This window comes from Bacillus pfraonensis (genome assembly GCF_050768835.1).
GTDB classification, from domain to species: domain Bacteria; phylum Bacillota; class Bacilli; order Bacillales; family Bacillaceae_G; genus Bacillus_A; species Bacillus_A pfraonensis.
This window is the reverse complement of record NZ_JAHCDO010000003.1, coordinates 237,831-252,023: the sequence shown is the minus strand read 5'-3', so window position 1 is coordinate 252,023 and position 14,193 is coordinate 237,831. Positions and strand designations below refer to the sequence as shown.

13 protein-coding genes are annotated in these 14,193 nt (G+C 39.2%); 12 read left to right on the top strand and 1 reads right to left on the bottom strand.

Annotation, left to right across the window (positions count from 1 at the left end):
* Positions 1-3 precede the first annotated feature (3 nt).
* The 7 genes from KFD70_RS03870 (at position 4) to eno (ending at position 7,406) form a co-directional block, all read left to right on the top strand.
* Positions 4-249, top strand: coding sequence for a glutaredoxin family protein (locus KFD70_RS03870; RefSeq protein ID WP_336451689.1), 246 nt, complete (start codon positions 4-6; stop codon positions 247-249).
* 135 nt (positions 250-384) lie between these two features.
* A complete protein-coding gene (cggR, locus tag KFD70_RS03865; RefSeq protein ID WP_336451690.1) occupies positions 385-1,413 on the top strand; it encodes a gapA transcriptional regulator CggR in 1,029 nt (342 codons plus the stop codon).
* Between the two features lie 26 nt (positions 1,414-1,439).
* Positions 1,440-2,444 carry a type I glyceraldehyde-3-phosphate dehydrogenase gene (gap, locus tag KFD70_RS03860; RefSeq protein WP_000161231.1) on the top strand — a complete coding sequence of 335 codons (1,005 nt, stop codon included), beginning with the start codon at positions 1,440-1,442 and terminating at the stop codon, positions 2,442-2,444.
* Positions 2,445-2,578: 134 nt separating this feature from the next.
* A complete protein-coding gene (locus KFD70_RS03855; protein WP_336451691.1) occupies positions 2,579-3,763 on the top strand; it encodes a phosphoglycerate kinase in 1,185 nt (394 codons plus the stop codon).
* Between the two features lie 32 nt (positions 3,764-3,795).
* Positions 3,796-4,551, top strand: coding sequence for a triose-phosphate isomerase (gene tpiA / locus KFD70_RS03850; protein ID WP_336451692.1), 756 nt, complete (start codon positions 3,796-3,798; stop codon positions 4,549-4,551).
* Positions 4,548-6,077: a 2,3-bisphosphoglycerate-independent phosphoglycerate mutase gene (gene gpmI, locus KFD70_RS03845; protein ID WP_336451693.1), complete on the top strand. Its 1,530-nt coding sequence runs from the start codon at positions 4,548-4,550 to the stop codon at positions 6,075-6,077. Before tpiA ends, gpmI begins: the two co-directional genes overlap by 4 nt.
* A gap of 33 nt (positions 6,078-6,110) precedes the next feature.
* Positions 6,111-7,406 carry a phosphopyruvate hydratase gene (eno, locus tag KFD70_RS03840; protein ID WP_336451694.1) on the top strand — a complete coding sequence of 432 codons (1,296 nt, stop codon included), beginning with the start codon at positions 6,111-6,113 and terminating at the stop codon, positions 7,404-7,406.
* Positions 7,407-7,454: 48 nt separating this feature from the next.
* On the opposite strand, the gene KFD70_RS03835 is transcribed toward eno, so the two are convergent.
* Positions 7,455-8,405: a nucleoside hydrolase gene (locus KFD70_RS03835; protein WP_336451695.1), complete on the bottom strand. Its 951-nt coding sequence runs from the start codon at positions 8,403-8,405 to the stop codon at positions 7,455-7,457.
* Positions 8,406-8,830: 425 nt separating this feature from the next.
* Between KFD70_RS03835 and KFD70_RS03830 the strand changes: the two genes are divergently transcribed.
* The 5 genes from KFD70_RS03830 (at position 8,831) to rnr (ending at position 14,107) form a co-directional block, all read left to right on the top strand.
* Positions 8,831-9,199 (top strand): CidA/LrgA family holin-like protein, encoded by a 369-nt coding sequence (locus tag KFD70_RS03830; protein ID WP_174100998.1) that lies wholly within the window; start codon positions 8,831-8,833, stop codon positions 9,197-9,199.
* Positions 9,196-9,888 carry an LrgB family protein gene (locus KFD70_RS03825; RefSeq protein WP_336451696.1) on the top strand — a complete coding sequence of 231 codons (693 nt, stop codon included), beginning with the start codon at positions 9,196-9,198 and terminating at the stop codon, positions 9,886-9,888. The genes KFD70_RS03830 and KFD70_RS03825 overlap by 4 nt, the downstream gene beginning before the upstream one ends.
* Positions 9,889-9,983: 95 nt before the next feature.
* Positions 9,984-10,217 (top strand): preprotein translocase subunit SecG, encoded by a 234-nt coding sequence (gene secG / locus KFD70_RS03820; RefSeq protein WP_017153348.1) that lies wholly within the window; start codon positions 9,984-9,986, stop codon positions 10,215-10,217.
* A gap of 199 nt (positions 10,218-10,416) precedes the next feature.
* The gene (locus tag KFD70_RS03815) at positions 10,417-11,157 is read left to right on the top strand and encodes an alpha/beta hydrolase (protein WP_336451697.1); all 741 of its coding nucleotides are present in this window, start codon (positions 10,417-10,419) and stop codon (positions 11,155-11,157) included.
* A gap of 538 nt (positions 11,158-11,695) precedes the next feature.
* On the top strand, positions 11,696-14,107 hold the full coding sequence (gene rnr / locus KFD70_RS03810) for a ribonuclease R (RefSeq protein ID WP_336451698.1): 2,412 nt from the start codon (positions 11,696-11,698) through the stop codon (positions 14,105-14,107).
* Positions 14,108-14,193: the final 86 nt, after the last annotated feature.

Sequence of the window (14,193 nt, the reverse complement as noted above, 5' to 3'; positions counted from 1 at the left end):
AAGATGAAAGTTGTTTTATATACGAAAACGGACTGTGGTCTTTGCGAAAAAGCAAAACAGCTTTTGAAAGAAGTGCAACATGAATATTCCTTTGAAATTGAGGAAATAGATATATATGAAGATGATGAGCTTTTAGAAAAGTATCAAATTATGATTCCCGTTGTGGAAATTGACGGAAAACAGGCATTGTGCGGTGTCATTCACAAAGATGTCATAATAAACTATATAAAGAATGCAGTTAAGAGTTGAATAAGTTTCTATCTCCTGTTACAATAATACACGTAGCAGGGATTATTTTTTTAAACCTAGTGGGACACAAAATGTCACTACGGGACATAAAATGACCACAGGGGAAAATGAACCGATGCAGTGAGGAGAAAAGATATGCGCTCATGGATTCAAAATACAAAAAAATTATTACCTGATCTGCTACCTGTTATGCAAACAAGAATGCAAATTCTTCAGCACATTCGTCTTATGCAGCCGATTGGAAGAAGAAACTTATCCGCAAGTCTTGGTATGACAGAACGAGTATTGCGAAGTGAAGTGCAAGTTTTGAAAGAACAAAACTTAGTTCACGTCGCCTCTTCTGGAATGACTTTAACAGAAGAAGGAACAACTGTGGTTCTTGCTTTGGAAGACTTTATGAAAGAAATTTCCGGGTTAAAGGTTTTAGAAAAACAGCTTAAGGAAACATTAGACTTGGATGAAGTTTTCGTTGTCCCTGGTGATAGTGATGAATCACCTTGGGTCAAATTGGAGATGGGCCGTGCTTGTGTTACTTGTATAAAAGACCGTCTGACAGCGAATAATATCGTTGCTGTGGCTGGAGGAACAACGCTAGCTGCCGTTGCGGACATGATGCAACTAGATTGCAAAGATTTACATATGCTGTTTGTCCCAGCGCGTGGTGGAATTGGAGAAGGCGTCGAATTAGAGGCCAATACCATTTGTGCGAAAATGGCACAGAATACGATGAGCAATTATCGCTTATTATATGTTCCAGACCATGTTAGTAGCGAAGCATATGCGTCCATTGTGACAGAGCCTTCCGTGAAAGAAGTTCTTGAGTTGATTCGATCTTCCAATATCGTCATTCATGGAATAGGTGATGCGTTAACAATGGCACGTCGCAGAAATACTTCAGAAGCAGATTGGATGAAAATTAAAGCAAGTGAAGCAGTCGGCGAAGCTTTCGGTTATTACTTCAATGAACAAGGTAATGTCGTTCATAAAGTACAAACGGTTGGCATGCAACTAAAAGATTTACAAAATGTATCTAACGTTGTTGCAGTCGCTGGAGGTTCTTCAAAAGCAAAAGCAATACAGGCTGTAATTAAACAAGGGCACACTTCGATTCTAATTACAGACGAAGGTGCAGCAAAACAGTTAACAAAGGGTATTACCCTTTAATATAATCCCCCAAGGAGGAAATTCAAATGACTAAAATTGGTATTAATGGATTTGGACGTATCGGACGTAACGTATTCCGCGCAGCTCTTAACAACCCAGAGGTAGAAGTAGTAGCAATCAACGACTTAACAGACGCTAAAACTTTAGCTCACCTTTTAAAATATGACACAGTTCACGGAACTTTAAATGCAGAAGTATCTGCTAACGAAAGCAGCATCGTTGTTAACGGTAAAGAAATCAAAGTTATCGCTGAGCGTGACCCAGCTCAATTACCATGGAGCGACTACGGAGTAGAAATCGTAGTAGAATCTACTGGACGTTTCACTAAAAAAGCAGACGCTGAAAAACACTTAGGTGGATCAGTTAAAAAAGTTATCATCTCTGCTCCAGCTTCTGACGAAGACATCACTGTAGTTATGGGTGTTAACCACGAACAATACGATGCAGCTAGCCACAACGTAGTATCTAACGCTTCTTGTACTACAAACTGCTTAGCTCCATTCGCTAAAGTATTAAACGAAAAATTCGGTGTAAAACGCGGAATGATGACAACAATTCACTCTTACACTAACGACCAACAAATCTTAGACTTACCACACAAAGATTTACGTCGTGCTCGTGCAGCAGCTGAAAACATGATCCCAACATCTACTGGTGCAGCTAAAGCTGTAGCATTAGTATTACCAGAACTTAAAGGTAAATTAAACGGTGGCGCAGTACGTGTTCCAACTGCTAACGTTTCTCTTGTTGACTTAGTTGTTGAACTTGACAAAGAAGTAACAGTTGAAGAAGTAAACGCAGCATTCAAAGCAGCTGCTGAAGGCGAATTAAAAGGTATCCTTGGATACAGCGAAGAGCCATTAGTATCTATCGACTATAACGGATGCACAGCTTCTTCTACAATCGATGCATTATCTACAATGGTAATGGAAGGTAACATGGTTAAAGTACTTTCTTGGTACGACAACGAAACTGGTTACTCTAACCGTGTAGTAGACTTAGCTGCATACATGACTTCTAAAGGTCTTTAATTCTTAAGTTTATAAGTTATCAATGACAAAACGAGGGAGAGGGTTTGTTCCCTCTCTCTTCTTTCGTTTTAGGAGCAAATGTGATAAGCTTTTGAATGGGTTTTGTCAATCCTAACTAGTCGGAGGGAAATCCAATGAACAAAAAATCAATTCGTGACGTAGATTTAAAGGGTAAACGTGTATTTTGCCGCGTTGACTTCAACGTGCCTATGAAAGAAGGCAAAATTACAGACGAGACTCGTATTCGTGCAGCTCTTCCTACAATTCAATATTTAGTAGAGCAAGGTGCGAAAGTTATTTTAGCAAGCCACTTAGGCCGTCCAAAAGGCCAAGTAGTAGAAGAAATGCGTCTTACTCCAGTAGCAGCACGTTTAGGCGAGCTTCTTGGTAAAGACGTGAAAAAAGCAGACGAAGCATTCGGACCATCTGTACAAGAAATGGTTGCAGCAATGAACGAAGGCGACGTATTAGTTCTTGAAAACGTACGTTTCTATGCGGGCGAAGAAAAGAACGATGCAGAACTTGCGAAAGAATTTGCAGCTCTTGCTGATCTATTCGTAAACGATGCATTCGGTGCAGCTCACCGTGCTCACGCTTCTACAGCAGGTATTGCGGATTACCTACCAGCAGTATCAGGTTTCTTAATGGAAAAAGAATTAGAAGTATTAGGAAAAGCACTTTCTAATCCAGATCGTCCATTCACAGCAATCATCGGTGGTGCGAAAGTAAAAGATAAAATCGGTGTAATTCGTCATCTATTAGACAAAGTAGATAACTTAATCATCGGTGGAGGCCTTGCTTACACATTCGTTAAAGCTTTAGGTCATGAAATTGGTCTATCTCTATGTGAAGATGACAAGATTGAACTAGCAAAAGAGTTTATGGCACTTGCAAAAGAAAAAGGCGTAAACTTCTACATGCCAGTTGATGTTGTAATTACAGAAGAATTCTCTGAAACTGCAACAACTAAAATTGTTGATATCGACTCTATCCCTTCAAACTGGGAAGGTGTGGACATCGGACCAAAAACACGTGAAATTTATGCTGATGTAATTAAAAACTCTAAGCTTGTTGTATGGAACGGACCAATGGGTGTATTTGAAATGACTCCATTCTCTCAAGGTACAAAAGCAGTAGGACAAGCATTAGCAGATGCAGAAGGTACATACTCTGTTATCGGCGGTGGTGACTCTGCAGCAGCTGTTGAAAAATTCGGTATGGCTGATAAAATGAGCCACATTTCTACTGGCGGCGGTGCGTCATTAGAATTCATGGAAGGTAAAGAACTTCCAGGTGTAGTTTGTCTTAACGACAAATAAGTAGCAGCCAAAGAAAAAGGACGGTGCAAAGCATGCGTAAACCAATTATCGCAGGTAACTGGAAAATGAATAAAACTCTATCTGAAGCAGTTAGCTTCGTAGAAGAAGTAAAAGGTCAAATCCCAGCAGCAACAGCTGTTGATGCAGTAGTTTGCTCTCCAGCTCTTTTCTTAGAGCGCTTAGTAGCGAAGGCTGAAGGAACTGACTTAAAAGTAGGTGCACAAAACATGCACTTCGAAAAAAATGGTGCATTCACTGGCGAAATTAGCCCAGTAGCACTTAGCGACTTAAAAGTGAGCTACGTAGTACTTGGCCACTCTGAGCGTCGTGAAATGTTTGCTGAAACAGACGAAACAGTAAACAAAAAGACTATTGCAGCATTTGAACATGGCTTAACACCAATCGTTTGCTGTGGTGAAACTTTAGAAGAGCGCGAAAGCGGAAAAACATTTGATCTAGTAGCAGGTCAAGTGACTAAAGCACTTGCAGGCTTAACAGAAGAACAAGTGAAACAGGCTGTTATCGCTTATGAGCCAATTTGGGCAATCGGTACAGGTAAATCTTCTTCTTCTGCAGATGCAAACGAAGTATGTGCTCACATCCGTAAAGTTGTTGCAGAAGCTGTTTCTCCAGCGGCTGCAGAAGCTGTTCGTATTCAATACGGCGGTAGCGTAAAACCAGAAAACATTAAAGAATACATGGCACAATCTGACATCGACGGCGCTTTAGTTGGCGGTGCTAGCTTAGAGCCTGCTTCCTTCTTAGGTCTTCTGGAGGCGGTAAAATGAGAAAGCCAACAGCTTTAATCATTCTTGATGGTTTCGGACTACGTGAAGAAACTTACGGGAATGCTGTAGCACAAGCTAAGAAACCTAATTTCGACGGTTACTGGAACAAGTTTCCTCACACAACGCTAACAGCATGTGGTGAAGCGGTAGGTCTTCCAGAAGGTCAAATGGGTAACTCTGAGGTTGGTCACTTAAATATCGGTGCTGGCCGCGTAGTATATCAAAGCTTAACACGTGTGAACGTTGCAATTCGTGAAGGTGAGTTCGATAAGAATGAAACTTTCCAAAATGCAATTAAAAGCGTAAAAGAAAAAGGTACTGCTCTTCATTTATTCGGTTTACTTTCTGACGGTGGTGTGCACAGTCACATGAACCATATGTTTGCACTTCTTCGCTTAGCAGCAAAAGAAGGCGTGGAGAAAGTATACATCCATGCATTCTTAGATGGCCGCGATGTTGGACCGCAAACAGCAAAAGGTTATATCGATGCAACAAATGAAGTAATTAAAGAAACAGGCGTAGGACAATTCGCGACTATCTCCGGTCGTTATTACTCCATGGACCGTGACAAGCGTTGGGATCGCGTAGAAAAATGTTACCGTGCTATGGTGAATGGCGAAGGACCTACTTACAAATCAGCATATGAGTGCGTAGAGGACTCTTATGCAAATGGTATCTATGATGAATTCGTATTGCCATCTGTAATTGTTAATGAAGATGAAACGCCAGTTGCAACAATCAATGATGATGATGCAGTTATCTTCTATAACTTCCGTCCAGACCGCGCAATTCAAATTGCACGTGTATTTACAAACGAAGACTTCCGCGAGTTCGATCGTGGTGAAAAAGTACCTCGCATTCCAGAATTCGTATGTATGACACACTTTAGTGAAACAGTAGATGGTTACGTGGCATTCAAGCCAATGAACCTTGATAACACATTAGGTGAAGTTGTTGCGCAAGCGGGATTAAAACAACTTCGCATCGCGGAAACTGAAAAGTATCCGCACGTTACATTCTTCTTTAGCGGTGGTCGTGAGGCTGAATTCCCAGGAGAAGAGCGTATCTTAATTAACTCACCGAAGGTTGCAACGTATGACTTGAAACCTGAAATGAGCATTTACGAAGTAACCGACGCTTTAGTAAATGAAATCGAAAATGATAAACATGATGTGATCATTCTTAACTTTGCAAACTGTGATATGGTTGGCCATTCTGGGATGATGGAACCAACAATTAAAGCAGTAGAAGCAACTGACGAATGTTTAGGAAAAGTTGTAGAAGCGATTCTTGCAAAAGATGGTGTAGCACTTATTACTGCTGACCATGGTAATGCTGATGAAGAATTAACTTCAGACGGACAGCCAATGACAGCTCATACAACGAACCCGGTTCCTTTCATCGTTACGAAAAATGATGTTGAATTACGTGAAGGTGGCATCTTAGGAGATATCGCTCCAACAATGCTTACACTTCTTGGTGTTGAACAACCGAAAGAAATGACAGGTAAAACAATTATTAAATAATTAAATTGTATATATAAAAGGAGAGAAAATATTATGTCAACAATTATTGATGTTTATGCTCGCGAAGTCCTTGATTCTCGTGGTAACCCAACTGTAGAAGTAGAAGTTTACACAGAAAGCGGCGCATTCGGACGCGCTATCGTACCAAGTGGTGCATCTACTGGTGAGCACGAAGCAGTAGAATTACGTGACGGTGACAAATCTCGTTACCTTGGTAAAGGTGTTGTTAATGCAGTAAACAACGTTAACGAAATTATCGCTCCAGAAATCGTTGGTTTCGACGTAACTGACCAAGCTGGTATCGACAACGCTATGATCGAATTAGATGGTACTCCAAACAAAGGTAAATTAGGCGCTAACGCTATCCTTGGTGTATCTATGGCAGTAGCTCACGCAGCAGCTGATTTCGTAGGTCTTCCATTATACCGTTACCTTGGTGGATTCAATGCAAAACAATTACCAACTCCAATGATGAACATCATCAACGGTGGTTCTCACGCTGATAACAACGTTGACTTCCAAGAGTTCATGATCTTACCAGTTGGTGCTCCAACATTCAAAGAATCAATCCGTATGGGTGCTGAAGTATTCCATGCATTAAAAGCTGTATTACATGATAAAGGTCTTAACACTGCAGTAGGTGACGAAGGTGGATTCGCTCCAAACCTTGGTTCTAACCGCGAAGCATTAGAAGTAATTATCGAAGCAATCGAAAAAGCTGGTTACAAAGCTGGCGAGAACGTATTCTTAGGAATGGACGTTGCTTCTTCTGAGTTCTACAACAAAGAAACTGGTAAATATGACCTTGCAGGCGAAGGCCGCACTGGCTTAACTTCTGCAGAAATGGTTGATTTCTATGAAGAGCTTTGCAAAGACTTCCCAATCATCTCTATTGAAGATGGTTTAGATGAAAACGACTGGGATGGCCACAAATTATTAACTGAGCGTCTTGGCAGCAAAGTTCAATTAGTTGGTGACGACTTATTCGTAACGAACACTCAAAAACTTGCTGAAGGTATCGAAAAAGGTATCTCTAACTCAATCTTAATTAAAGTTAACCAAATCGGTACTTTAACTGAGACTTTCGAAGCAATCGAAATGGCTAAACGTGCTGGTTACACAGCAGTTGTATCTCACCGTTCTGGTGAAACTGAAGATGCTACAATCGCTGACATCGCAGTTGCAACTAACGCTGGCCAAATCAAAACTGGTTCTATGAGCCGTACTGACCGTATTGCTAAGTACAACCAATTATTACGCATCGAAGACGAACTAGGCGAAATCGCTGTTTACGATGGTTTAAAATCTTTCTACAACCTAAAAAAATAATTGTAGAAAATAAAGACAGACCGTGAGAAATCACGGTCTGTTTTTTTATTAAAATGGTTCATCTGTCATAATCGACATAAAGTGTTTAAAGAACTGGTTGTAATCAAAGTCGATTGCAATTTGCTGTTTAGGTCTGTTGATGAAGGGTTTAGAATTGGACAATGAGCGGAAATCGGCGACACTTTGTCCACGAGCGAACTGTTCACTCATAACGTAAACTGGTGATTCATAATAGGTAAACATTGAATCATTAAGGAGTGCCATAATAGGCATCGTGTCATGAAAAGGACAACCTTTTAATTGTGGCAATGCTTTTTGATAATACCCATAATAGTAATGATCGAATAGAGGTTTAATGAGAGGTGCTTTTCCTTTTGCATCAATATATTCAGCCATTTCAGGTGTAACGATAGAGTATTGTGTAACGTTCAGTGGGTATATAGACATGTTAGGAATGGATTGTAATACAATATTGGCAGCGACAGGATCACCATAAAAGTTTGCTTCAGATACAGGTGTTACATTTCCTGGATGTAAAAAGGCACCACCCATTATATAGTAAGATTTAATTTGTTTCATCAAGCTTCCGTACAAAATAATTAGAAGTGCAAGTGAAGTTAAACGTCCTATACTAACAATAATTAATTCATCTTTATAGTTATTAATCAAATTGATAACCTCAAGAAAATTCTCCATTTGTCCATTTGTAAGAGATTCCTCCGGTATAATGGGACCTAATCCATGTATGCCATGTACATCTGTGAAGAAATCGGGATTTCCACTAGTAAGAGGTCTTGTAGCACCACCAAATATTTTAATATTCGTATCTCCTACTTTATCTTGAAGGAATAAGGTATTTTCCACCGCCATTTTTTGGGGGACATTTCCATAATCTGCAACAATGCCAACGATTTCGATTTCATCTGCAAAGTATGCGAGTATGAGAGCGATTGTATCATCGATACCAGGATCAGCAAAAACCAAAATCTTTTTGGTCATATGTTCACCACCCGTAGCTTTTAATAAAATGAGAATGACGTTTTATAGACATGTATTGCCTATTTATATAGGCAATACATGTTGTGCAGTTGAAAGCATTTTGGAGGCTATGAGTAAATATATGTCATTTCAGAACGAATAGAATCCATTTAAATGGATTCTATTCGCAAGAAGTAAGCTTGGCATCTTTCTGACAGAAGACTTATTTTATTGAAATAACAACATAAAAATTCAGAAAATATAAACTTTTCATGTTAGGTCAATGTTTTTGACGTAAATTTCGCCTGGAAATACAGTCATATCAAGGGTGTAAGCGTATAACATATGTCATTTTCGTTGTCAAGTTGATAAATTGCAGGTTTTTACAATTTATACTATGATAAGGATATAAAGTGAAGATCGTATAAACATGAGGGATGATGAACATGAAGTTTACAAAGATTATTGTCCAAGTTGCAGCTCTTTACGTGTTTTACATGATTGGGACATGGGTGCAAGAAATGTTGGATATTCCAATTCCAGGAAGTTTGATTGGGATGTTTCTCCTACTTGTTTTACTAAGCCTTAAGGTTCTTCCTGTGAAATGGTTTGATTTAGGAGCAGAAACACTCGTTGCTATTATGCCGTTTTTATTGATTCCACCGACAATTGGTTTAATGAATTACGGTGCTTTTTTTATGAGTAAAGGAATTTCTCTTTTCATTACTGTTGTAGCGAGTACATTTTTAATTATTATTGTCGCAGGACATACAGGACAATATCTTGCGAATAGAAAGGAAAAAGAAACGCGATGAGCCAAATATTAATCGGAATTGGTTGGGTTATTCTTACATTGTTATTATATCAATTATCTAAAAAGATTTATAAAGTATTACCAACACCATTTACCATTCCAATGCTTGTAGCAACAGCATTAATGATTGTTTTATTACTTGTGCTGGATATACCATATCAAGAGTATATGCAAAGTGGTGGCGGCTGGATTTCCAAACTGCTTGGACCAGGTGTTGTAGCATTTGCCATTCCACTTTATAAACAGCGTCACGTATTGCAAAAGTATGTTGTACCAATTGCTGGTGGTGTACTAGTCGGAACAACAGTGGCGATTGCAAGTGACTTCGTTATTGCATCGCTTATGGGAACAGATAAAAGTTTAATTTTATCTTCTTTACCAAAATCAGTAACAATGCCAGTTGCAATGAGTGTATCAGAGCAAGTTGGCGGTGTTCCATCATTAACAGCAGCATTCGTTGTTGTAGCTGGGATTACGGGGACAATTACAGGTCCAATTCTATTAAAATGGAGCCGCGTTACAAACTCTGTTGGTAAAGGAATCGGTTTTGGATGTGCATCTCATATTATGGGTGTAATGAGAGCGATGAAAAACAATGAACATGAAGGTGTTATTGGATCGGTAACAATGACATTAACAGCGATTTTAACTTGTTTGCTTGGACCGTTATTTGCAACTATGTTTATGTAATAGATGAAAGCGAGAGTGATAGGAACAGCTCTCGCTTTTCTATAGAATTTATGCTAACATTTAAACTAACTGAATCTATGTAGGAGGTACGCCAGGTGCATACGTTATTATCAGTTTTACTTATTATTGTATCGATTTTGATGATTGTTTTAGTACTTATGCAGTCTAGCAATAGCTCAGGCCTTTCAGGTGCTATTTCAGGCGGTGCAGAACAGTTATTTGGTAAACAAAAAGCACGCGGAATTGAAGCTGTATTAAGCCGTATTACAGTTGTTTTAGCTGTATTATTCTTCGCACTAACAATTGGGGTTACGTACTTAAATTTATAAGAAAAGGCTTTGCTTTTACAAGATATGAAAAGAGGAGAAGCGTTAGCGGATTCGCGCTAATGGTTCTTCTTTTTTTGTGCTCATTTGTATTCCACTATTCGAAAAAAGTTTCTAATTAGATTATGGAAATGGAACTATGGTAAACTAAGGATAGAAACAATGCGACTAGATTACAGAAGAGAAAGAGGAGAAGAAGATGATGAAATTAGCATCTCCGAAACCATTTACATTTGAAGGTGGAGACCGTGCTGTTTTATTACTACATGGATTCACAGGGAATTCAGCTGATGTACGTATGCTCGGGCGTTTTTTAGAGAAAAAAGGCTATACTTGCCACGCCCCAATTTATAAAGGTCATGGTGTACCACCAGAACAACTTGTTCATACAGGTCCTGAAGATTGGTGGAAAGATGTTATGGCTGCTTATCAACACTTGAAAGATCTAGGATATGAGAAAATTGCAGCTGTTGGATTATCACTTGGCGGTGTGTTCTCATTAAAACTTTCTTATACATTACCGATTTTAGGTGTTGTTCCAATGTGTGCGCCAATGTACATTAAGAGCGAAGAAATTATGTACCAAGGTATATTGGCATATGCACGCGAATATAAAAAGCGTGAGCAAAAATCACCAGAACAAATTGAAAAAGAAATGTTTGAATTTAAACAGACACCAATGAATACATTAAAAGCATTACAAGACTTAATTCGTGACGTACGTAACAATGTGGATATGATTTATGCACCAACATTTGTTGTACAAGCACGCCATGATGAAATGATTAATACAGATAGTGCAAACATTATCTATAACGGTGTAGAATCCACGTTAAAAGAAATTAAGTGGTATGAAGACTCTACGCATGTCATTACGCTTGATAAACAACGTGATGAGCTACACGAAGATGTATATAACTTCTTGGAGCAACTAGATTGGTAAGATCTAGTTGCCTCTTTTTTTCATGGGGTGTTGAAAGCATTTAAAAACCACTCTTTTTAGGGTGGGAGAGAGGATCCGCCCTTGGCCAGAAGCGGTCAGTACCTATTTTAGCCCCATGTCATGTGAGAACAGCAGGAGAAAATGAGAGAAGGTCTTCTTTAGTTTTCGAGGCCGTGAAGTAGGTGCTTAAAAGTCAAAATATATATAAATTGGAATAGAGATATAAAAGCATTCTTTTTAGGTGGAAGAGAGGATCCGCCCGTGGCTAGAAGCGCTCAGAGCTTATTTTAGCCCCATGTCATATGAGGACAAAAGGAGAAAACGAGTGGGAATCTTCTTTTGATTGCAAAGCTACGACTCAGATGTCGTTAAATCAAAACGTATTTATATAGAAATAAACTTTTAAGATGAGAATTTTATTGCACATAAGCAGCAGAATAAATGGTAAAAACCGAGTGTTTATAGAAGTTTCACTTTATACATAGTGTGTATTTCGGATACACTAAATAATATGAGGGTTTAAAGGAGGTATTTTTGCTTGGAAGAAATCATTCAAGAACATGTTGATAAGTTGTTATTATTTATGAAAGAAGAAGCGTATAAACCGCTAACGATACAAGAATTAGAAGAGGCATTTGGTATTGTAGATTCCGCTGGCTTTAAAGATTTTGTAAAGGCGCTAGTTATGATGGAAGAAAAGGGACTTGTTGTTCGTACACGCAGCAATCGTTATGGCCTTCCAGAAAAGATGAATTTAGTGCGCGGTAAGTTAATTGGGCATGCACGTGGGTTTGCTTTTGTTGTCCCAGAAGAGAAGAAGATAGGGGACGACGACATTTTCATTCCGCCTACAGAACTAAATGGTGCACTTCATGGTGATACAGTATTAGCTCGTATTAGTTCACAATCTAGTGGATCACGCCAAGAAGGTACAATTATTCGCATTGTAGAGCGTGGCACGAAGGAACTAGTTGGTACATATACAGAGTCCAAAAACTTCGGGTTTGTCATTCCAGATAATAAACGCTGGACAAGTGATATTTTTATCCCGAAAAGTGCATCTATGGGTGCGGTAGAAGGGCATAAAGTTGTTGTGAAAATTACAAGCTATCCGCAAGATCGTTTAAGTGCGGAAGGTGAGGTCATTCAAATTTTAGGTCATAAAAATGACCCAGGTGTAGATATCTTATCTGTTATTCATAAACACCATTTACCGTTAGCTTTCCCAGAGGATGTAATGGAACACGCAAACAGTGTACCAGAAACGATTTCAGAAGAAGATTTAAAAGATCGTCGTGACCTTCGTGATCAAATGATTGTTACAATTGACGGTGCAGATGCAAAAGATTTGGATGATGCAGTAACTGTAACGAAGCTTGAGAACGGTAATTATAAACTTGGTGTTCATATCGCGGATGTTAGTCATTACGTTCATGAAGGATCTCCAATTGATGTGGAAGCAGCGGAGAGAGCAACGAGTGTGTATCTGGTGGACCGTGTAATTCCGATGATTCCACATCGTTTATCAAACGGTATTTGTTCATTAAATCCAAAAGTAGACCGTCTTACACTTTCTTGTGAAATGGAAATTAACAATCTTGGTGATGTTGTTAGCCACGAAATTTTCCAAAGTGTCATTAAAACAACAGAACGTATGACATACGCGGATGTAAGAAGCATTTTAGAAGATGAAGACGAAGAGTTAATGAAGCGTTATGAACAACTTGTACCTATGTTTAAAGAAATGGCTCAGTTAGCACAAATTTTACGTGAAAAACGTATGAGACGCGGTGCAATTGACTTCGACTTTAAAGAAGCAAAAGTACTAGTTGATGAAGAAGGTAAACCAACAGATGTTGTCATGCGTGATCGTTCTGTATCAGAAAAGCTAATTGAAGAGTTCATGCTTGTTGCCAATGAAACAGTAGCGGAACATTTCCACTGGATGAACGTACCATTTATGTACCGTGTCCATGAAGATCCGAAAGAAGACAAATTAGAGCGTTTCTTTGAGTTTGTCACAAACTTCGGTTATGCGGTAAAAGGACGTGCGAATGAAGTGCATCCTCGTGCGTTGCAACAAATTCTTGAAATGGTACAAGGCCAACCTGAAGAAGTCGTGATTTCAACCGTTATGCTTCGTTCCATGAAACAAGCTCGTTACGATGCAGATAGCCTAGGACACTTCGGGTTATCAACAGAATTCTATACGCATTTCACATCGCCAATTCGTCGTTATCCAGATACGATTGTTCATCGATTAATTCGCGAATACATTATTAACGGTAAAATCGATAATGAAACACAAGCGAAATGGCGTGAAAAGTTACCAGATATCGCAGAGCATTCTTCTAACATGGAACGTCGTGCTGTTGAAGCAGAACGCGAAACAGATGAACTGAAAAAAGCAGAGTATATGCTTGATAAGATTGGTGAAGAGTACGATGGCATGATTAGCTCTGTAACCAACTTTGGTTTATTCGTAGAGCTTCCGAATACAATTGAAGGTCTTGTTCACGTTAGCTATTTAACGGATGACTATTACCGTTATGATGAACAGCACTTTGCGATGATTGGTGAGCGTACAGGTAACGTCTTCCGCATCGGTGATGAAATTACAATTCGCGTTATTAACGTAAACAAAGATGAACGTGCAATTGACTTTGAAATCGTCGGTATGAAGGGAACGCCAAGACGTAAGTTTAAAGATCGTCCAGTTGTGATTGATCAGCCAAAAGGCGGTAGAAAGAGACGGAGTGGACGTGGTGAGGAACGTGGTAACGGCCGTAAGCACGAACGCGGTGGTCGTGGCGAACGTAATAACGAGCGTGGTGGTCGCGGAAAAGGAGCATCCGGTCGTCCAGGACAAAAAGATGGTAATGGTAAAAAGAAAAAGCCATTCTTTGAAAATGTTCCAGGATTTAAGAAGAAAAAGAAAAAGCGTAAGTAAGAGAGGGGTGGCTTCGCTTAGTATATAAGTGAAGCCACTTCCACTTTTTCGTAACTTTTGTTAAAATAGTACAAATAGAGGAGGGA